The sequence below is a fragment of the Streptomyces sp. NBC_01618 genome, assembly GCF_045209435.1.
Taxonomy (GTDB): domain Bacteria; phylum Actinomycetota; class Actinomycetes; order Streptomycetales; family Streptomycetaceae; genus Streptomyces.
Map to the genome: position 1 here is coordinate 999,169 of NZ_CP109297.1, position 18,761 is coordinate 1,017,929.

Annotated in this window: 21 protein-coding genes and 1 pseudogene; 10 read left to right on the forward strand and 12 right to left on the reverse strand. The window is 70.8% G+C overall.

What is annotated here, in order from left to right; genetic code table 11:
- Positions 1-172 precede the first annotated feature (172 nt).
- On the reverse strand, positions 173-799 hold the full coding sequence (locus OH735_RS04795) for a YigZ family protein (protein WP_406379729.1): 627 nt from the start codon (positions 797-799) through the stop codon (positions 173-175).
- 58 nt (positions 800-857) lie between these two features.
- Here OH735_RS04795 and OH735_RS04800 point away from each other — a divergent pair, with 58 nt between their 5' ends.
- On the forward strand, positions 858-1,268 hold the full coding sequence (locus OH735_RS04800) for a CoA-binding protein (RefSeq protein WP_406379730.1): 411 nt from the start codon (positions 858-860) through the stop codon (positions 1,266-1,268).
- Between the two features lie 73 nt (positions 1,269-1,341).
- Complete coding sequence (locus OH735_RS04805) at positions 1,342-2,166, forward strand: aminoglycoside N(3)-acetyltransferase (protein WP_406379732.1); 825 nt, start codon at positions 1,342-1,344, stop codon at positions 2,164-2,166.
- A gap of 35 nt (positions 2,167-2,201) precedes the next feature.
- Here OH735_RS04805 and OH735_RS04810 read toward each other — a convergent pair whose 3' ends face one another.
- Both OH735_RS04810 and OH735_RS04815 read right to left on the reverse strand, forming a co-directional pair.
- A complete protein-coding gene (locus tag OH735_RS04810; protein WP_406379734.1) occupies positions 2,202-2,762 on the reverse strand; it encodes a YbaK/EbsC family protein in 561 nt (186 codons plus the stop codon).
- 44 nt (positions 2,763-2,806) lie between these two features.
- Positions 2,807-3,379, reverse strand: coding sequence for a helix-turn-helix domain-containing protein (locus tag OH735_RS04815; protein WP_406379735.1), 573 nt, complete (start codon positions 3,377-3,379; stop codon positions 2,807-2,809).
- A gap of 93 nt (positions 3,380-3,472) precedes the next feature.
- Here OH735_RS04815 and OH735_RS04820 point away from each other — a divergent pair, with 93 nt between their 5' ends.
- The gene (locus tag OH735_RS04820) at positions 3,473-4,339 is read left to right on the forward strand and encodes an EamA family transporter (RefSeq protein ID WP_406379737.1); all 867 of its coding nucleotides are present in this window, start codon (positions 3,473-3,475) and stop codon (positions 4,337-4,339) included.
- 22 nt (positions 4,340-4,361) lie between these two features.
- Here OH735_RS04820 and OH735_RS04825 read toward each other — a convergent pair whose 3' ends face one another.
- Positions 4,362-5,117 (reverse strand): acyltransferase, encoded by a 756-nt coding sequence (locus tag OH735_RS04825; RefSeq protein WP_406379739.1) that lies wholly within the window; start codon positions 5,115-5,117, stop codon positions 4,362-4,364.
- 182 nt (positions 5,118-5,299) lie between these two features.
- Between OH735_RS04825 and OH735_RS04830 the strand changes: the two genes are divergently transcribed.
- The gene (locus OH735_RS04830) at positions 5,300-5,830 is read left to right on the forward strand and encodes a gamma carbonic anhydrase family protein (RefSeq protein WP_406379741.1); all 531 of its coding nucleotides are present in this window, start codon (positions 5,300-5,302) and stop codon (positions 5,828-5,830) included.
- Between the two features lie 163 nt (positions 5,831-5,993).
- Here OH735_RS04830 and OH735_RS04835 read toward each other — a convergent pair whose 3' ends face one another.
- Positions 5,994-6,659, reverse strand: coding sequence for a DedA family protein (locus OH735_RS04835; protein ID WP_406386408.1), 666 nt, complete (start codon positions 6,657-6,659; stop codon positions 5,994-5,996).
- A gap of 163 nt (positions 6,660-6,822) precedes the next feature.
- On the reverse strand, positions 6,823-7,275 hold the full coding sequence (locus tag OH735_RS04840) for a DUF4442 domain-containing protein (protein WP_406379743.1): 453 nt from the start codon (positions 7,273-7,275) through the stop codon (positions 6,823-6,825).
- 138 nt (positions 7,276-7,413) lie between these two features.
- Here OH735_RS04840 and OH735_RS04845 point away from each other — a divergent pair, with 138 nt between their 5' ends.
- Positions 7,414-8,481: a hypothetical protein gene (locus tag OH735_RS04845; protein ID WP_406379745.1), complete on the forward strand. Its 1,068-nt coding sequence runs from the start codon at positions 7,414-7,416 to the stop codon at positions 8,479-8,481.
- A gap of 63 nt (positions 8,482-8,544) precedes the next feature.
- Positions 8,545-9,843, forward strand: a complete 1,299-nt coding sequence (locus OH735_RS04850) for an MFS transporter (protein WP_406379747.1) — start codon at positions 8,545-8,547, stop codon at positions 9,841-9,843.
- Here the strand turns inward: OH735_RS04850 and OH735_RS04855 are convergent.
- Both OH735_RS04855 and tuf read right to left on the reverse strand, forming a co-directional pair.
- The gene (locus OH735_RS04855; RefSeq protein WP_406379749.1) at positions 9,805-10,650 is read right to left on the reverse strand and encodes a spermidine synthase; all 846 of its coding nucleotides are present in this window, start codon (positions 10,648-10,650) and stop codon (positions 9,805-9,807) included. The two genes, OH735_RS04850 and OH735_RS04855, sit on opposite strands and share 39 nt — an antisense overlap.
- Positions 10,651-11,136: 486 nt before the next feature.
- The gene (gene tuf, locus OH735_RS04860) at positions 11,137-12,306 is read right to left on the reverse strand and encodes an elongation factor Tu (RefSeq protein ID WP_406379750.1); all 1,170 of its coding nucleotides are present in this window, start codon (positions 12,304-12,306) and stop codon (positions 11,137-11,139) included.
- A 418-nt stretch (positions 12,307-12,724) separates the two neighbouring features.
- Here tuf and OH735_RS04865 point away from each other — a divergent pair, with 418 nt between their 5' ends.
- The gene (locus tag OH735_RS04865; RefSeq protein WP_406379752.1) at positions 12,725-13,438 is read left to right on the forward strand and encodes a TVP38/TMEM64 family protein; all 714 of its coding nucleotides are present in this window, start codon (positions 12,725-12,727) and stop codon (positions 13,436-13,438) included.
- A 208-nt stretch (positions 13,439-13,646) separates the two neighbouring features.
- Positions 13,647-14,519: an undecaprenyl-diphosphate phosphatase gene (locus OH735_RS04870; protein WP_406379754.1), complete on the forward strand. Its 873-nt coding sequence runs from the start codon at positions 13,647-13,649 to the stop codon at positions 14,517-14,519.
- Positions 14,520-14,737: 218 nt separating this feature from the next.
- Here the strand turns inward: OH735_RS04870 and OH735_RS04875 are convergent, their stop codons facing one another.
- The 3 genes from OH735_RS04875 to OH735_RS04885 form a co-directional block, all read right to left on the reverse strand.
- Positions 14,738-14,959: a MazG-like family protein gene (locus OH735_RS04875; protein WP_406379756.1), complete on the reverse strand. Its 222-nt coding sequence runs from the start codon at positions 14,957-14,959 to the stop codon at positions 14,738-14,740.
- Positions 14,960-15,011: 52 nt separating this feature from the next.
- On the reverse strand, positions 15,012-15,863 hold the full coding sequence (locus OH735_RS04880) for an aminoglycoside phosphotransferase (RefSeq protein ID WP_406386410.1): 852 nt from the start codon (positions 15,861-15,863) through the stop codon (positions 15,012-15,014).
- Positions 15,864-15,977: 114 nt separating this feature from the next.
- Positions 15,978-16,217 carry a DUF6087 family protein gene (locus tag OH735_RS04885; protein ID WP_406379758.1) on the reverse strand — a complete coding sequence of 80 codons (240 nt, stop codon included), beginning with the start codon at positions 16,215-16,217 and terminating at the stop codon, positions 15,978-15,980.
- A 188-nt stretch (positions 16,218-16,405) separates the two neighbouring features.
- Here OH735_RS04885 and OH735_RS04890 point away from each other — a divergent pair.
- Both OH735_RS04890 and OH735_RS04895 read left to right on the forward strand, forming a co-directional pair.
- Positions 16,406-16,660, forward strand: a pseudogene (locus OH735_RS04890) (transposase); the annotation flags it as partial.
- Between the two features lie 1,060 nt (positions 16,661-17,720).
- Positions 17,721-18,059 (forward strand): transposase, encoded by a 339-nt coding sequence (locus OH735_RS04895; protein WP_406379760.1) that lies wholly within the window; start codon positions 17,721-17,723, stop codon positions 18,057-18,059.
- Between the two features lie 39 nt (positions 18,060-18,098).
- Here OH735_RS04895 and OH735_RS04900 read toward each other — a convergent pair whose 3' ends face one another.
- Entirely contained in the window at positions 18,099-18,731 is a 633-nt protein-coding gene (locus OH735_RS04900; protein WP_406379762.1) for a hypothetical protein, read from the reverse strand.
- Between the last annotated feature and the right edge of the window lie 30 nt (positions 18,732-18,761).

The window sequence follows — 18,761 nt, forward strand, 5'->3', positions numbered from 1 at the left end:
ACCGGTGGGTCCCTGTTCCCTCACCGGCCCCAGTCTCCCACCACCGCCGACCGCCCCGGGGCCTTCAGCCGGTCTCGTCGCGCCGGGCGTGGGCCCCGGACAGCGTGGACCCGACCCCGACCCCGACCCCGGCTCCCGACCCCGACCCCGGCTCCCGACCCCGGCTCCCCGGTCAGGCGTCGCCGTACGCCTCGCCGCCCAGCTCCAGCCGGGCCTCGCCCGCCGTCGCGTCGGCCAGCCAGCCGCGGAATCCCTCGACGTCGGCATCCGGCAGCCCGATCTCGATGACGACGGCCTCCGCGTACCGGACCTCGCGCACCGTCCGTCCGGTGGCCCGGAGGTCGTTCTCCAGCTTGCCCGCGCGCTCGTGGCCGACGGTGATCGTGGCGAGCCGGAACCGCTGCCGGGTGAGGGTGCCGATCGCGTCGAGGGCCTCGCCGACCACTCCCCCGTAAGCCCGGATCAGTCCCCCCGCGCCGAGCTTCACACCGCCGTAGTAGCGGGTGACGACGGCCACGACGTACCGCATCTCACGGCGTGTCAGCATCTGCAGCATGGGGACACCCGCGGTGCCGCCGGGCTCTCCGTCGTCGCTCGCCTTCTGTACAGAGGCGTCGGCGCCGATCACGTAGGCGAAGCAGTTGTGGGTGGCGGTCGGGTGTTCCCTGCGGATGCGTGCGACGAAGTCCTGTGCCTCCTGCTCGGTGGCGGCGGGGGCGAGCGCGCAGATGAAACGTGACCGGTTGATCTCGGTCTCGTGCACGCCCGCTCGGGCGACTGTCCGGTACTGCTCCTGCATCCGACCAGCCTATGCCCCGGCCGGGAACAGTCCGGGGCCGCCGTCCGTTGTCCGGATCATGTACGCAGACGCAGAGACGATCCGCAGGATTCTCCGGGACAGGGGCGAGACCTGGGCCGTGGTGGGCCTGTCCAACAACCCCTCGCGCGCGGCCTACGGCGTCGCCGAGGTGCTTCAGCGCTTCGGCAAGCGGGTGGTCCCGGTGCATCCGAAGGCGGAGCGGGTCCACGGCGAGGACGGCTACGCCTCGCTGGCCGACATACCGTTCCCGGTCGACGTGGTGGACGTCTTCGTCAACAGCGAACTGGCGGGCGGCGTGGCCGACGAGGCGGTGGCCGCGGGCGCGAAGGCGGTCTGGTTCCAGCTCGGGGTGGTCGACACCGAGGCGTACGACCGCACGCGCGCGGCGGGGCTCGACATGATCATGGACCGCTGCCCGGCCATCGAAATACCGGCGCTGAGCCGATAGCCACGGCCCTCCCGTCCCTCGCCCGAATGTGCGTGGTGTCACATTCACGGCCCTGCTGGGAGAATGGCCCGCTGTGGGTACTACGACTGCGCCGATCGTCCGCCACGGCCGGACCGGGCTGGCCGGGCAACTGTCCGAGCTGGGAGTGGAGCGGAACGGCGTCCTTCTGGTGCATGCGTCGATGCGGGCGGTGGGCGCGGTCAGCGGTGGGGTCGGGGCGGTGGCCGGGGCGTTGCGCGATGCCCTCGGCGAGTACGGCACACTCGTCGTCCCGGCTTTCACCCCGGAGAATTCCGACACCTCTCCGCACTATCTCGACCGGGTGCGGGGTCTCACCGACCAGGCACGGGCGGCGGTACGGGCGAGCATGCCGCCGTTCGACGCGGCGACCTCGGCCGCGCCGTCGATGGGCCGCCTCGCGGAAGCGGTACGGCTGACCGAGGGGGCGGTGCGCAGCGGACACCCCCAGACGTCCTTCGCCGCGCTCGGGCCGCTGGCCCGGAATCTGATGGCAAACCACCGGTCCGACTGCCATCTCGGCGAGGATTCCCCGTTGGCCCGCCTCTACGACCTGCGGGCCCAAGTGCTCCTGCTGGGCACCGGGTTCGACACCTGCACCGCGTTCCATCTCGGTGAGTACCGGGTGCCCGCCCCGGCCCGCCGCAGCTACCGCTGTGTGGTGACGACCGAGGGCCGGCGCCATTGGTGGGAGTACGAGGACGTCGCGCTGGACGACGGCGACTTCGCGGCCCTGGGAGCGGACTTCGCCCGCTCGGACGACGGTGCGGCCGTCCGCACCGGTCCGGTGGGCGCGTCGACGAGCCGGCTCTTCCGCCTCACCGATGCCGTCGACTTCGCGTCCCGCTGGCTGCCTTCGCACCGGGGCGGGTGCCGGTGAGGGCCCTCTGCCGCGCGCACGGCCGAGGGGTGGCCTCAGCCCCTGACGCCCAGTCCCTCGACGATCACCGCGCCCGGCAGCGCGGCCAGCGCCTTGCCCGGGACGATCAGCTTGCCCCGGCGGCTGCCGCTGCCGATCAGCACCCACTCCTCGTCGACGACGGCGGGATCGATCAACAGCGGCCATCCGGCCGGGAGTCCGATCGGTGTGATGCCGCCGTACTCCATGCCGGTCTCGCCGACCGCAGTGTCCATCGGGGCGAACGACGCCTTGCGGGCACCGAGGTGCTTGCGGACCGCGCCGTTCACATCGACGCGGGAGTGGGAGAGGACGAGGCAGGCCGCCAGCGTCACTTCACCACCGCGCTTGCCCGCCACCACGACGCAGTTCGCCGACCGGTCGAGCAGTTCCGCGCCGTGGTGCTCGACGAAGACCGCGGTGTCGGCGATGGCCGGATCGGTGTCGACGTGGATGACATGCTCGGCGGGGACGCCGCCCCAGCCCTCGGTCACGGCTGCGGCGACGGGCTCGGTGAGCAGGTCGAGGCGGTCGGCCGCCGGGCAGGCGTTCTCGAAGGATCCGATGGGTGCGCGCATGCGCACCACGCTAACAGCGTCCCGGAGACGGCCGGTTGGCCGTCTCACCGTACGGGCGGGATCGAGACCGCCATGGTCACCTCGGTGGGCTCGGAGCCGTCGTTGCGGTAGGCGTGCTGATGATGCGCCTCGAAGGTGGCGGATCCACCGGCGGGTACGCGGTACGAGGAGCCGTCGACGACCAGGGTGAGCTCGCCCGCCGTGACGTGGAGCAGTTCGACGGTGCCCTCGGGGTGCGGATCGGAGGTGCTGCTGTCGCCGGGCATCAGGTGCCACGACCAGAGTTCGAGCGGGCCCCTGGCCTCCGTACCGACGAGCAGGGTGGTGGCACTGCCCGCCTCCGTGGACCACATGCGCACCGCCTGACTCTCGGGCACCAGGCGGACCGGCGAGCTCTGCTCGTAGTCGAGCAGGGTGGTGATGCTGACGCCCAGCGCGTCGGCAAGCTTGACCGTGGTGCCGACGCTCGGATTGGTGCGGGCCTGCTCGATCTGAATGATCATGCCGCGGCTGACCCCGGCACGGGCGGCGAGTGCGTCCAGGGTGAAGCCGCGTTCCCGCCGCCAGCGCTTGAGGTTGCGTGCCAGCGACTGAGTGAGCTGATCCAGGTCAGACACATTCCGTCCAATATTTTGGATGACAGGGTCGAAAATACTGCACTACGGTGTGGTAAACCGCACCGTTCATCGCACTGTACTGCGAGGCATGCCATGACAGCACTGTTCGCCCTGGCCACCAGCCTGCTCTGGGGGTTGGCCGACTTCGGCGGCGGGCTGCTCACCCGGCGTACGCCCGCGCTCACCGTGGTCGTCGTCTCACAGGCCGCCGCCGCCGTGGTGCTGGGCGGCATCGTGATCGCGACCGGCGGCTGGAGCGAGGCGGGCCCGCAGCTCTGGTTCGCCGTCGCGGCGGGTGCCGTCGGACCGGTCGCGATGCTGAGCTTCTACAAGGCCCTGGCGCTCGGCCCGATGGGCGTGGTCTCGCCGCTCGGGTCACTGGGTGTCGCCGTTCCGGTGAGCGTCGGGATCGTCGTCGGGGAGCGGCCGGGGCTGCTGCAGTTCGCGGGGGTCGGCGTAGCCGTGCTGGGCATCGTGCTGGCCGGCGGTCCACAGTTGCGCGGGGCGCCGGTGCAGCGCCGGGCGGTGCTGCTGACCCTGGTGGCCGCGTTCGGCTTCGGTTCGGTGATGTCGCTGATCGCGGAGGCGTCCACCACGGTCACCGGGCTGTTCCTGGCGCTCTTCGTCCAGCGCCTGACCAACATCGCGGTGGGCGGTACGGCCCTGTACGTATCGGTGCGGCGCGGGGCACGCGCACTGCCGGAGGAGGGCGGTGCCGCCGTGGTGCTGGCCGCGCTGCCCGCCCTGGCGTTCGTCGGGCTCGCGGATGTGGCGGCCAACGGCACGTACTCGGTCGCCGCACAGCACGGCCCGGTCACCGTGGCCGCCGTGCTCGCCTCGCTCTATCCGGTGGTCACGGCCCTGGCCGCGCGCGGCGTGCTCAAGGAACGACTGCGCGGGGTACAGGCGGCCGGAGCCGGTCTCGCTCTGGTGGGCACGGTGCTGCTGGTGACCGGCTGAGGGCTCCCGGCCGCCACCGCCCTCAGTCGCCGGACGGGCCCGAAGCCTCGCCCGGTTCCGCCAGGGACAGCAGTTGCTCGGGCGTGACGCCCGACGGAATCGGTACCGGGGCAGGGGTGCGCAGCGGCGGCTGCCAGCCCTTCTCCGGGTCCCAGCTGCGCACGACACGGGCGGGAGCGCCGGCCACCACCGCGTGGTCGGGCACCGCTCCCCGTACGACCGCGCCCGCCGCGACCACCACGTTGCGCCCCAGCACGGCCCCCGGCAGGATCACCGCTCCGGTGCCGATCCAGCAGCCCGGCCCGATGGCGACGGGCTCCATGCGGGGCCACTGCTTGCCGACCGGCTCGTGCGGATCGTCGTAACTGTGGTTCGTGGACGTGATGTACACATACGGTCCGCAGTACGTGTCCGAGCCGATGGTCACCCTGGTGTCGGCGACGACATGACTGCCGCGGCCGAGCACCACTCCGTCCTCCAGGGTCAGGATCGGCTCGGCGCCGAGGTCCAGGTCGGGCATGAGTCCGGCCGTCAGTGTGACCTGTTCACCGATCACACAGTGGGCGCCGAGCTCGATCCACGGCTCCCCGAAGACCGTGCCCTGCGGGAAGGCCAGCCGGGTGCCTTCGCCGATCCGGCCGAACCGCAGTCCGCCGGGGTGTTCCGCGGTGACCGCGCCCGACTCCTGCACCCAGCGCCAGCCGCGATGGACGGCCCGGGACAGGGCGCGCCGCCGCCAGGCGGCGAGGGAAGAGAACGCGTTCCAGTTCTTGGGCACTCGCACACGGTAGTCGGCGGCGCCCGGTGTGATCACCGGGGCAACCTGTGATGTTCACCCCACTCGACGTCAGCTCCTCGCCCGTCGCATACCGTTTCTCCGACGCGATCGGACAGCGGCGGCCGAGCCGTGGCGGTCGGACGACCGCGACCGCACCACACCTGAGCACGGAGGAACGGGCGATGGCAGAGCAGGCGTTGATCACGGGAATGGGCGGCAAGGAGCCGGACATCGATGCGGAGGCCTTCACCGCACCGACGTCGGTCGTGATCGGCGAGATCACGATGGCGGCGGGCTCCAGCGTCTGGTACCAAGCCGTGCTGCGTGCCGACTGCGGCCCCATCGTCATCGGCGCCGACAGCAACATCCAGGACAACTGCAGCGTGCATGTCGACCCCGGGTTCCCGGTTACGGTCGGCGAGCGGGTCTCGGTCGGACACAACGCCGTACTCCACGGCTGCACCATCGAGGACGACGTCCTGGTCGGCATGGGGGCCACGGTCCTCAACGGCGCCCGCATCGGCTCCGGTTCGCTGGTCGCGGCACAGGCACTGGTTCCGCAGGGGATGCAGGTACCGCCAGGGTCGCTCGTCGCCGGCGTCCCCGCCAAGGTCAAGCGGCAGCTGACCGAGGAAGAGCTCGAGAGCATCAAGTCCAACGCGGTGGGCTACGTGGACCTGGCCAAGGCACACCGCCAGGCACACGAGAGCTGAACGGAACGCGACCACCCGGAGCGGAACCGTTCCGCCCCGGGCCAGGCCCACAGCCCCGGTTGGAACGCTCCAGCCAGTCCCGGCCCGGTACGGTCCCGGCCGGGACACTCCAGCCAGTCCCGGCCCCGTACGGAACCGGCCGGAACTCTCCAGCCCGGCCCGGTCAGTCCACGGCCGGCACGGTCTCCGCGTCGGGCGCCGATACGGTCGACGCCTGCGCCTGCGCCGCCGCCTTCTTGGCCCGGTTCTTCAGCACCAGCATCGACGTCACACCGATCAGCGCCGCGACGACCAGGCCGAGGTACGAGAACCGCTTGAGCCACGCCTCGGCGACGACACCCACCGAGTAGACGACGGCCGTGGTGCCACCGGCCCAGACGATGCCGCCGAGCAGGTTCGCGATCAGGAACTTCCAGTACGGCATGTGCAGCACACCGGCCAGCGGACCCGCGAAGATCCGCAGCAGTGCGACGAAGCGGCCGAAGAACACCGCCCACACGCCCCACTTGTGGAACGACCGTTCCGCCATGCCGATCTGGCTCTCCCCGAAGTGTTTGGGGAACTTCCCGCCGAGCCAGGCGAGCAGGGGCCGTCCGCCCTTGCGGCCGATGGCGTAGCCGACCGAGTCGCCGATGACCGCGCCTGCCGATGCGCAGGCGCCGAGGATCCAGGGGTTGATTCCGTCGTGTCCGGCGGCCAGAAGCGCCGCGCCGACCAGGACGATCTCGCCCGGCAGCGGAATGCCGAGGCTCTCCAGCCCGATGACGACGCCCACCAGGACGTACACGCTGACCGCCGGAACGGTCTCCAGCCACTCCTGGATGTGCAACGCCGATTCCTCCCGCAACTGATGTCCGGTTGCCCGCCGGCCAACTCCTCGGCGCACCGCGGGAATGCTACCTGTCCGGCCAACCGCCCGAACAGCGCGAAGGACCGCCACCGCCCCTGGAGTGCAAGGGGCGCGTGGCAGCCCTTCGGGGAGCCGTTCCTGGTCAGGCGTTCGGACGCAGCGTCCAGACGACCGTCATCTCACCGGTCACCGCGCCGTCCGCGCGCCGGATCTCGATGGCCACGGAGAATTCGGGACGACTGCCCTCGTCCAGTTCGGCGACGACCTCGGCCACCGGGCGGCCGAGGGTCGCCGTGGCCGTGACGACGCCCTTGGCCAGCTTCCTGTAACCGATCTCCGCCTTCACCGCCAGCGGAACGGCGCGGGACAACTGGTCGCCGAAGGCGGCGAGGACGATCGCACCGCTCGCGGACTCCGCGAGCGTGAACATCGCGCCGGCATGGGGTCCGCCGACGTGGTTGTGGTAGTCGGCCTGGTCCGGCAGACGGACCACCGCACGCTCGGCGGTCGTCTCCAGGAACTCGAGGTTGAGGGTACGGGCCATCGGGACCGTCGCGGCGAGCATCTCGCCCACGGTTGCCTGTTCAGCGCTCATGACCAAATGTTACTTGTGAGTAGAACTGTTTGGCCATCCCGGGATCCGCCGCGTCCCGTACCGCTGCCGCTTCCTTCACAATTCGCTCGCGGGGGCGGGCGTAGCCGACCGGGCACCGCACCTCTATCGTTACTCGCCATGTGGCCAGGACAGCAGCCGCCCGGGGGCGAGCAAAACCCGCAGGACCAGAGTCAGAACCCGTATCAGCAGCCGGGGTACCAGCAGCCGAACCCCTATCAGCAGCCGGGATATCAGCAGCAAGGACAGCCCGGGCCGCAGCCGGGGTACCCGCAGCAGGGTCAGCAGCCCGGCTACCCGCAGCCGAACCCGTACCAGCAGCCGACCGTGCCGCAGTACGCGGTGCCCGGCCCGCCCGGTGGTCCGCGGCCCGACGGCGGCAAGAAGAAGACCACCGCTGTCGCGATCGTCGCGGCCACCGCCGTCGTCGTGGCTGCCGTGGTCACCGGTGTCGTCGTGATGAACAAGGACGACAACAAGGGCAAGGACGTCGCCGACGACAAGAACTCCTCGGCGCCCGCCGAACCGTCCGCATCCGCGTCCTCACCCGAGGCGAACCCGCGCGGCACGGACGGGGACGCCAAGCCGCTGATCGCAGGCTGGAAGGTCGTCACCAACCCCAAGTGGGGCACACAGTTCGACGTGCCCGGCGACTGGGAGGTCGACTCTCCCGGCACGTTCTCGTTCTTCGAGGACGACAAGAAGGGTGACGGCTCGCCCCTGATCGGCTTCTCCGCACCGGCCTACTTCCAGAGCGAGTGGTGCGAGGACGACTCCGACAAGGACGGCACCACGGAGGACATGAGCCTGGCCAGCGCCGGTACCAGGGGCGCCCAGGGCGCCACCGACGCCGCGAAGAACGCGCACAGCGAGGCCGGCACCTGGGCGTGGGCCGCCTATGCGCAGCACATGCCGCAGAGCACCATCAAGTTCACCCCGGCCAAGCAGTACACCACCAAGTCGGGGCTCACCGGCCAGGTCGTCACGGCCACCGCTCCCAACGTCACGAAGCGGAAGAAGTGCGACAGCGACGGCAAGACGATCGCCTTCACCTTCAAGAACAAGAAGGGCGAGTTCGCGTCCTGGGTCCTGTACGGAGCGGACAACGTCAAGGACGAACTCCCCGACACGACGATCCAGAAGATCCTGAGCACCGTGCGTCTGGTGGACGTCGCCCCGGCCCCCTGACCCGCTCCCCCGCGCCCGGGAAAGCAGTTGGCAGGGCGGGGCCGCGGCAGCGATAGTCCCTTGGTGACTGCCGCTCCCGCCTCCCCCGGCCGCCGCCCCGGCCGCAACTATCGTCTGCTGACCGCCGCCGCGATCATCACGGGCCTGGGTACCCATGGCGCGCTGATCGCGGCGGCGTTCGCGGTTCTGGAGGCGGGCGGTGACGGCGGCGACGTCGGGCTGGTGGCCGCCGCCAGGGCCGCACCGCTGGTGCTCTTCCTGCTGATCGGCGGGGCCGTCGCCGACCGGCTGCCGCGCCACCGCGTGATGGTCGCGGCGAACGCCCTCAACTGCGTCTCACAGGCCGCCTTCGCCTGGCTGGTACTGGCCGGCGATCCGAAGTTGTGGCAGATGATGCTGCTCACCGCGTTGTGCGGCACCGGGCAGGCGTTCTTCAACCCCGCGGCCGAGGGCATGCTGATGTCGAGCGTCAGCCGTGAGCAGGCGAGCCGCGCCTTCGCCCTGTTCCGGATGGCCATGCAGGGCGCGACGATCGGTGGTGCGGCGCTCGGCGGCGCCATGATCGCCGCGATGGACCCGGGCTGGGTGCTGGCCATCGATGCCGCGTCCTTCGCGTTGGCGGGCGCGCTGCGCGCCTTCCTGGACGTCAGCCACATTCCGTCGCGCGCGCCGGGCGGCGGTCTGCTCGCCGATCTGCGGGACGGCTGGCAGGAGTTCGTCGGCCGCCCCTGGCTGTGGAGCATCGTGGCGCAGTTCTCGGTGGTGGTCGCCGCGGTGGGGGCCGCCGAGTCGGTGTACGGACCGCTGGTCGCCCGGGACGAGCTCGGTGGCGCCCGCCCCTGGGGCTTCGCGCTCGCCGCGTTCGGGGCCGGCACGCTGGGCGGAGCGTTCCTGATGACGCGCTGGAGGCCCCGGCGGATGCTGCTGGCCGGGACCCTCTGCGTCTTCCCGCTGGCGCTGCCGTCGGCGGGGCTCGCGGTGCCGTTGCCCGCGGCGGGGCTCTGCGCGGTGATGTTCGTCAGCGGCGTCGCCATCGAGGTGTTCGGGGTCTCGTGGATGACGGCCATGCATCAGGAGATCCCGGAGGAGAAGCTGTCGCGGGTCTCGGCGTACGACTGGTTCGGCTCGGTGGCGATGATGCCGGTCGCCACCGCGCTCGCCGGTCCGGTGGAGGCCCTGGTCGGGCGCGGTCCGGCCCTGTGGGGCTGCGCGGCGCTGATCACGCTGGTCACCGGCGCCGTGCTGTTCGTACCCGAGGTACGCAATCTGACCCGGGCCACCGTCACCACCGAGGTGGTGACGGCCAAGGCGGGGGCGTCGGCCTCAGCCGATACCGAAGGCTCCCTCGGGCGGCTCGGGTGAGGCGACCGCCTCGCTGTCCCCGACCGGCCGGGCGGCTCCGGCGAACCGGTCCAGCACGGGGCCGTACTCGATCCTTGCGGGGAAGGCGTCGGCGGCGCAGCGGCGGGTCAGCGTCGCGGTGTCGACGGGGAGCGGGGACGCGACGAGGATGACGTTGCCGAAGCGCCGGCCGCGCAGCACCGCGGGTTCGGCGATCAGGGCGATCTCCTCGAAGACGGCCGCGAAGGTGGCCAGTTGGGAGCGGAGGAACCCGAAGGGCGCACCATCGGCGAGGTTGGCGGCGTAGATCCCGCCGTCGCGCAGCGCCCGGCGGGCGGCCCGCGCGTACTCGACGGTGGTGAGGTGGGCGGGCACCCGTGAGCCACCGAAGACGTCCGCGATCAGGAGGTCGACGGAGCCGGGCGGGGTCTGTTCCAGCCGTCTGCGCGCGTCCGTGCCGTGCACGGTGATCCCGCTGTTGTCGGGGACCGGCAGGTGCTCGGCGACCAGGGCGAGGAGCCCGAGGTCGGCCTCAGCGACGTCCTGGCGGGAGCCGGGCCTGGCCGCGGCGACGTAGCGGGGCAGGGTGAGCGCACCGCCGCCGAGGTGGAGTACGTCCAGCGGTGCGCCCGGTGCCGCAGCGCAGTCCACGACGTGGGCGAGCCGTCGCGCGTACTCGAATTCGAGGTGCTCCGGCGCGTCGAGGTCGACGTACGACTGGGGCGCGCCGTCGACCGTGAGCAGCCAGGCCCGGTCCCGGTCCACGTCGGGCAGGAGTCTGGCGGTGCCGTGGTCCACGTCCCGGATGACAGGTATCGACTCGTTCACTCCCCCATTGTGAGGGGCCGGATCAGCTGTTACGACCGCGGCGACGGCTTCGGTCTGTGCGTCAGCAGTCGGGGCCCCGTATCACCGGAGTGATGGTCCGGGGCCTCCCCGTCGTCTCTGGCCACACACACCCACATGCCCAGGTCGTAGGGATCCCGCCCACCCGGAACGGACCGCATACGTGATTTGCGTCGCCGCCCAGGACGCGAAAGCGGAGGACCAGCGCACCCAACACCGTTCGGGGCGCGCCAGTGAGACAGGGCTCACCCCGCTCACTGCCCAGGAACGGTACGGGCGGTCAGTACGGCCCCCCACGTAGCGCAGGAGCGTGGGTCTTGCGCAGGGCATCGGCCCGCCTCCCGCCGGGTACGGGAGGCGGGCACCAGGGCCTCTTGTTCGGATGATGCCGGGCTCGCGCGCCCCGGCACCGGACCCCGCTCCCTGATCCGGCCTGATCCGAACGGAAGAACCTGGGTGCGACATGCGTCAGAGCAGTCCGGTGACGGTGCCCGCGCCGACGGTGCGGCCGCCCTCGCGGATCGCGAAGCCGAGTCCGGTCTCCAGTGGGACGTCACGGCCGAGTTCGACGGTCAGGTCGACCGTGTCGCCGGGGCGCGCCACCGCCACCGCGCCGAGGTCGATGTCGCCGACGACGTCCGCGGTGCGGATGTAGAACTGCGGCCGGTAGCCGGTGGTGACCGGCGTGGTCCGGCCGCCCTCCCGCGCCGACAGGACATACACCTGCGCGGTGAAGCGGCGGCTCGGTGTCACGCTGCCTGGCGCCGCGACCACATGGCCGCGGCGGACCCGGTCGCGCTCCACGCCGCGCAGCAGCAGCGCCACGTTGTCGCCGGCCTCCGCGGACTCCATCGGCTTCCCGAAGGTCTCCAGACCGGTGACGACCGTCTCGATGTCCGGCCCCAGCACCGACACCCGGTCGCCGACCCGCACGGTGCCGCGCTCGACGGCGCCGGTGACGACGGTGCCCCGGCCGGTGATGGTCAGGACGTTCTCCACCGACAGCAGGAACGGCGCGTCGGTGTAGCGGACCGGCATCGGCACGTACGTGTCGACGGCGTCCAGCAGCGCCTCGACGGCCGCGGTCCAGCGGGGGTCGCCCTCCAGGGCCTTGAGGCCCGACACGCGTACGACGGGGACGGAGTCACCGCCGTAGCCGTGCGCGGAGAGCAGCTCGCGGACCTCCAGCTCGACCAGGTCGGTCAGCTCGGGGTCGCCCGCGTCGGCCTTGTTGAGGGCCACGACGATGTGGTCGACGCCCACCTGCCGGGCGAGCAGGACGTGCTCGGCGGTCTGCGGCATGATCCCGTCGAGCGCGGAGACGACGAGGATCGCCCCGTCGAGCTGGGCGGCGCCGGTGACCATGTTCTTGATGTAGTCGGCGTGACCCGGCATGTCGACATGGGCGTAGTGGCGGGTGTCGGTCTCGTACTCGACGTGGGCGATGTTGATGGTGATGCCGCGCTGCGTCTCCTCCGGCGCCCGGTCGATCCGGTCGAACGGGACGAACGTGCCGGTTCCGCGGTCGCTGAGGACCTTGGTGATCGCGGCGGTCAGGGTGGTCTTGCCGTGGTCGACGTGGCCCATGGTGCCGATGTTGAGGTGCGGCTTGGTGCGCACGTATGCCGTCTTGGGCATGGCTCATTCCTTGGATTCGAAGCTGAGAGAGAAGACCCCAGGGCCCTGCCGACCCTCCCCTTACGGGGTCCGCCGGACTGTCGGGGGAGGGTCAGCTTCGGGCGCCGCCGATGGGCGCGGCGGCAGCGGTGAACGCTGCCGCTGCGACAAGTGCCGCTGCGATGACGGGGTTCACGGCAGCCTTCGGCGCGTCCGCGACTGCGGACGGCGCTGTGGGAAAGACGTACCGGAACATGGGTCCGATCATGGCCGAGGGGCGTGGCGGCGTCGAATGGTTTTCCGGCGGACATCGCCGGCGGGATACGGGAGTTCGGCGTCCGGCCACCCCCGGAGGCAGGGCGCCGGAAGTGGTACCGGCCGCCCGTCCCGTACCGTCCGCATTACGGCGATCACCAGGGGCGTCGGTTAGTCTCCCCGCATGCTCGACCCCGTCCCCGCCGCCCGGCCCGCCACCGGCCTCGCCGCGCGCTGTACCCGGGCGCTGCTGTCGCCCTGGTCCCGGTTCTCGCTGCTCGTGGTGGTGCTGCTGGCCGCCGCAGCGGCGATGCTGCTGCTCGAACCCCAGCGGCTGCTCGCGGCCGACTGGCCCGGCCGGCTGAGCGGGGGCGCCGCCGCGCTCGTGCTGTTCGGTGTCGCGTACGGGGCATGCACCGTGGCCTTCGTACCGCGGCCCCTGCTCAATGTCGCCGCGGGCGCGCTCTTCGGTTCGCAGGCGGGTCTGGCAGCGGCGCTGGCGGGCACGGTCCTCGGCGCGGGCATCTCGTTCGGGCTGGGCAGGGTGCTCGGACAGGACGCGCTCCGTACGCTGCTGCGCGGGCGCTGGCTCAGGGCTGCGGACGGTCAGCTGAGCCGGCACGGTTTCCGCTCGATGCTGGCGCTGCGGCTGTTCCCCGGTGTCCCGTTCGCGGCGGCCAACTACTGCGCGGCGGTCTCGCGCATGGGGTATCCGCCGTTCCTGGCCGCCACCGGGCTCGGCTCGATCCCGAACACCGCCGCGTATGTCGTCGCGGGCAGCGAGGCCTCGTCACCGACATCGCCCGCGTTCCTGGCGGCGATGGGCTTCATCGTGCTGACGGGGCTCGGCGCGGCCGTCGTCGCCTGGCGCAAGCGCCACCGCCTCTCCGCCGAGTGAGACGTGTGGACCGGTACGCGCCGGAGCGGGCGGCGGGACCGGCGCGGGGCATGCGTAAAGCTGTTCATCTGAGGGCGGTACCCTGCCCGCGACCGACCGAAGATCTCCGGGCGCGGCACGGTGCCCTGCCCTCATTCGACCGCACATCGGCCGACGGCACCCATGACCGTCGGCCGATGCACGACCACCCCGGGATGGCCAAAGCCCCATGAGCTGGTTCGAATCGTTCGTCCTGGGCCTCGTTCAGGGACTGACCGAGTTCCTGCCGATCTCCTCCAGCGCGCATCTGCGGCTGACCGCCGCGTTCGCCGGCTGGCACGACCCGGGTGCGGCGTTCACCGCCATCACCCAGATCGGCACGGAGGCGGCCGTCCTCATCTACTTCCGCAAGGACATCGTCCGGATCGTCTCTGCCTGGTTCCGCTCGCTGTTGGACCGGTCCATGCGCGGCGACCACGACGCCAAGATGGGCTGGCTGGTCATCGTCGGCTCCATCCCCATCGGCGTGCTCGGTGTGACGTTCAAGGACCAGATCGAGGGGCCCTTCCGTGATCTGCGGCTGATCGCCACCACTCTGATCGTCATGGGCATCGTCCTCGGCATCGCCGACCGCCTCGCCGCCCGTGACGAGTCGGGAGGCAGGCACCGGGCCGGCAAGGAGCGCAAGACGCTCAAGGAACTCGGCATCAAGGACGGCCTGATCTTTGGTTTCTGCCAGGCCATGGCCCTGATCCCGGGTGTCTCCCGCTCCGGCGCCACTATCAGCGGCGGTCTGCTGATGGGGTACACCCGCGAGGCGGCGGCCCGTTACTCCTTCCTGCTGGCGATCCCGGCGGTGCTGGCCTCGGGTGTCTTCGAGCTGAAGGACGCGGGTGAGGGGCATGTGTCGTGGGGGCCGACGATCTTCGCGACGTTCATCGCGTTCGGGGTGGGGTACGCCGTCATCGCATGGTTCATGAAGTTCATCACCACCAAGAGCTTCATGCCCTTCGTGATCTACCGGATCATTCTGGGCATTCTGCTCTTCATCCTGGTCGGCGCCGGGGTTCTGAGCCCGCACGCGGGCGAGTCCGCGGGCTGACCGAATCGCCACACCTAGCACTATCCAGCGCATTCTGACGCTTTCGCACATCCATGCGTCATGATCGTCTCCCACTTTTCTCCCACTCGTCTCCCACTCGGGAGACTGGGAGACGCGCGGCTAAACAGCTGTGCGACAGCAAATCCGGGGACCGAAAGAAGGGCCTGCACAGCCTCAAGCAGCTGTGCAGGCCCTTTTATGCGGCGGCCGGGTCCGGGTCAGTCCAGGTCGGGGCGGGCCAGTAGGCCCTGGACGCGCTCAGCGAGCGCCTTCTCCGGGTCCGGGCTGATCGTGGCCAGGGCCACCGCAGCGGTCACGATGACGTCGCTCAACTCCTTCTCGACGTCCGACCAGCCGTGGCTGTCGCCCTTGCGGGGGTTGGCGCCGAGGGCGCCGGTGACGGCCTCGGAGACCTCCCCAACCTCCTCCGCTCCGCTCACCCCTTCTGGCCTGCGGCTCCCCTGCTACCTGCGCGAATACTCCCCACCCGTATTAGCGACATGGGCCGGGGCAGTCACCAGCAGCGGCGCCACCGGCGGCAGAAACAGGGGCACCGAGAGCGCGCCCCAGCGTGGCAGCCTGCTGAGCCATCGCCCGCTTCCATACGGTGCCGTTCTGGTCCGCGATCTCCCTCCACAGGGCCGCCGTCGCTGCGCCGAATGTCGCTAGCGCTTCCGGCTCGGCGCTGCGCCACGACGGGAAGCGGCCCGCGAAGTCGACCGCCGCCTCGACCGGGTGGCCGGCGTCCATGAGGCGCAGCGCCAGTGCGCCCGGGTCGATCCACGCGGCGCCGCGCGTCGGCCATGCCCAGTCGACGAGACGGGCTCGCTCGCCGACGATCAGGACGTTGTCCGGGGCGTAGTCCGTGTGCAGCAGCGCGTCACCGTCGAAGTGCTGCAAGGTGCCCGGCGGTACGTACTCCTCCCACCGGTCCACGGCCTGCTTGATCTCGACGTCGGTCGGGGCCATGATCCCTTGCAGCTCGGTGAGTGCCGCTTCCACGAGCGGCAGGTCCGGCGAGCCGGGCGCGTAGTCGGCGTGGCGGCCGTCGACCACCTCGTAGCCGAGGAGGCTCCAGCCGTCGAGCTCCAGGTGCCAGTACAGGCGTGGGCAGGACGGCGGCAGGTGCGGGGCCACCGCCGCCTCACGGCGCTGTGCGCCGACCTGGGGGTGGTCAGCCGGGATGCCCTTGACGAAGACGCTTCCGCTGTCGGTGTCGAGGACGGAGGCGATGCCGGAGTTCATACCGCCGCGCATGGTCTCCGCCTGGTGCACGGCGCCGGTCTTGTCGGCGACGGCCTGGCGAACCTCGGCGGGAAGCTGCTCGAAGTGGATACGGGACATGGACACGCGCGGTTCCTCGGGTGCTCGGGGACAGGGAATGCCGCCCCGGCCAGGGTACGGGCGGGGCGGCATTCGGAGGGGAGAACGGGCGGCGCGGGGTCCGCCCGCCGTCGGCTAGTACGGCTGGTCGTCACCGGCCGAGCAGCTGCACTCAGCGCCCTCGGCGGCCTCGTCCAGGTCGGCGTTGATCCAGATCTCGTCGTCCCCGACCGGGGCGAATGTCAGCGGCACCGGCGGGACGCCGGTCGGCCCGTTCGCCGGACGCCGGGCGAGAGGAACAGCCCTGCGCGCGCCGGGCGTCGGCCGGTGGGCGTCCCTGCGTGCGGCCCATTCGTCCAACGGCTCGTCGTTCACAGGGGCTCCCCTTCCCTGCTTCTGATGCCAGTCTGCCCGTGCAGGCTCCGCGGGCGAAGGACGATGGTGCGTAACGCCTAGTTCTCAGAGTGCGGTACGTGACCTTATGCCTGGCTTGTCGTCGCTCGATGGGGTGACGTTGGGGCATCATGGCCGGTCAAGCGTTCGGGATTCGCTTGGGTGACGGGATGGGTGATCGCAAGCCGTACTCGAGTGATATCTCCGACGAGCAGTGGGTGTTGGTCGAGCCCGTGATCAGTGCTTGGAAGGCCGGGCACCCGTCGGTCAGTGGTCACCAGGGCAGATACGCGATGCGGGAGATCGTGAACGCGATTCTGTACCAGAACCGCACCGGCTGTCAGTGGGATCTGTTGCCCCACGATCTGCCGCCCGCCGGTGCGGTGAAGTACTACTTCTACAAATGGCGCGACGACGGTACCGACCAGACCATCCACGATCTTCTACGATGGCAACTACGGGAGAAGAAGCGGCGATTAGCCGACCCGAGCCTCGCACTGGCCTGCCTCAAGGACGCCGGACTGGTGCGCGAACGCACCACGCAGCGCACCGACTCCACCCATGTCCTGGCCGCGGTGCGCGACTTGACCCGGCTGGAGCTGATCACCGAGGCGGTACGAGCCGCGCTGGAAGAAGTTGCCAGCACCGCCGGGCACCTGCTGGACGGCCTGGTCGACGAGGAGTGGGGGCGCCGCTACGGCCGAGCGGTCCGCCTGGGCAAGAACCCCACCAAACGCAAGACCAGGATCCTTGTCACCGGAAACGATGCCGTCCGGCTCCTGGAACATCTCTACCGGCACGGATCGGAACGCGTGTCCGGCCCTCGCGTCCAGGCCCTGCGCCAGATCATCGTGCAAAACTACCACTATGACGCCGCGGGACACCTGTGCTGGCGCACCGCTGAGAAGGAAGGTGGGCCCGGGCTGCCGCACTCGTCCCGGGCGGTCGTCTCCCCCTACGACGCCTCGGCCCGCTACGGACGCCATGGACACATCATCAGCTGGAGGGGGTTCTCCGCTCACCTGACCGAGACCTGTGCTCCCGACAGCCCCAACGTGATCACGGACGTGGCCACCACCGCGGCCACCACACACGACAGCCAAGTCCTGCCCGGCATCCACACGCGCCTGGCCCGGCGTGGCCTGCTGCCCGCCGAGCACCTGGTCGACAGCGGCTACACCTCCCTGCCTCACCTGGAACAAGCCGCCCGGCAGCACGAGGTCACCGTCACCGGACCACTGCCAGGCAACCCCACCCGCCAACACCGCCGAGGCGAGGGCTTCGCCCGGGACGACTTCCACATCGACTACGACGAGCAGCAGGTCACCTGCCCCCAGGGCCAGGTCAGCCAGGGCTGGCACGGCCCCTACCCGACCTCCTCACCCACCGCGGCCCCGCTGATCGTGGCACGGTTCACCAAGAGCCAGTGCCGGCCCTGCCCGGGCCTGCTCCCAGTGCACCACCACCGCCGACAGTGCCCGCACCGTGGGCTTTCCCCCACGAGAACTCCGCGACCTGCAACTCCGCGTCTGCGCCGAGCAACAGACACCCGAGTGGAAGAGCCGCTATGCGGTCCGCTCCGATGTGGAGGGCACGGTCAACGAGTTCGCCCACGGACACGGCATGCGACGCTGCCGCTACCGCGGACAGGGAAAAGCCCACATCCAACATGTTTTGACGGCCATCGCCGTCAACATCGAGCGCCTCAGCGGACTGCCACCGGCTGAGGACGCGCCCGCACCCCGCCGACCGACTGCCTTCCAGAACTACCTCGACCAGCGCGAGCTACCCCGACCGAAATCCTGGCGAACCCTGGGCACCTGACCTCGACAGTTCCAAGACCCCGACAGAGTCAAGCTGAGGCTACTGCGGACCCGTCAGATACCAGTCTGGGTTGCCGCCGTCCGGCGCCGGACCTGGCGGGTGCGCCAGCTCGAGGTCGTCGCCGAGGGCTGTGTACCCGGTCCCGGATGCACGGACCGCGCGGATGCGCAGGCGGTCACCGGGGAGGAGGACGACCAGGGCCAATGGGAAGGAGAGACGACGGATGTGGCGGGAGGGCCTGGTCAGGTTCTCCACTTCGAGGCTTTCGGCCTCCGGGGTGACGAGGAGCTCCGCGACACGGACGAGTTCGTCGCCGTCGTCCTGGTGCACCCTGCCGGTGTGCACCAGGGATTCGGATTCGGTGACCACGGCCATCGCGCGGCGGGCGAGGATCTCCTCTCGCGCCGCTGGGTCCGCCGGATCGAAACCCAGCAGTCCGCCGCTGAGGTGGTCGCAGTCGGCCCAGCCTGCCGCTTCCGTGTCTTCGTCGGAGCCGCGCAGGGAGTAGAACAGCTCCTCCGCGAGGTACCCGTCGTCTCTGCGGTGGACGAGCAGGACGAATCCGAGGTCGTCCTCGGTCCAGACATCCGCGACGACCGGGCCGGTAGCGGCGGCCGCCGTGGGGCCGGAGCTGAGGGCCTCCCGGGCGATTGCGGCCAGCGGTCGCCTCATCGACTTGCCTTCCATCACTCTCCGTTCCCC

Coding starts and splice junctions, on each gene's coding strand:
- OH735_RS04820 (WP_406379737.1), top strand. CDS start 3,473: ATGACAGCACTGTTCGCCCTGGCCACCAGCCTGCTCTGGGGGTTGGCC.
- OH735_RS04900 (WP_406379762.1), bottom strand. CDS start 18,731: ATGAGGCGACCGCTGGCCGCAATCGCCCGGGAGGCCCTCAGCTCCGGC.
- OH735_RS04880 (WP_406386410.1), bottom strand. CDS start 15,863: ATGTCCCGTATCCACTTCGAGCAGCTTCCCGCCGAGGTTCGCCAGGCC.
- OH735_RS04865 (WP_406379752.1), top strand. CDS start 12,725: ATGCTCGACCCCGTCCCCGCCGCCCGGCCCGCCACCGGCCTCGCCGCG.
- tuf (WP_406379750.1), bottom strand. CDS start 12,306: ATGCCCAAGACGGCATACGTGCGCACCAAGCCGCACCTCAACATCGGC.
- OH735_RS04840 (WP_406379743.1), bottom strand. CDS start 7,275: ATGAGCGCTGAACAGGCAACCGTGGGCGAGATGCTCGCCGCGACGGTC.
- OH735_RS04810 (WP_406379734.1), bottom strand. CDS start 2,762: ATGCGCGCACCCATCGGATCCTTCGAGAACGCCTGCCCGGCGGCCGAC.
- OH735_RS04795 (WP_406379729.1), bottom strand. CDS start 799: ATGCAGGAGCAGTACCGGACAGTCGCCCGAGCGGGCGTGCACGAGACC.
- OH735_RS04800 (WP_406379730.1), top strand. CDS start 858: ATGTACGCAGACGCAGAGACGATCCGCAGGATTCTCCGGGACAGGGGC.
- OH735_RS04845 (WP_406379745.1), top strand. CDS start 7,414: ATGTGGCCAGGACAGCAGCCGCCCGGGGGCGAGCAAAACCCGCAGGAC.
- OH735_RS04870 (WP_406379754.1), top strand. CDS start 13,647: ATGAGCTGGTTCGAATCGTTCGTCCTGGGCCTCGTTCAGGGACTGACC.
- OH735_RS04830 (WP_406379741.1), top strand. CDS start 5,300: ATGGCAGAGCAGGCGTTGATCACGGGAATGGGCGGCAAGGAGCCGGAC.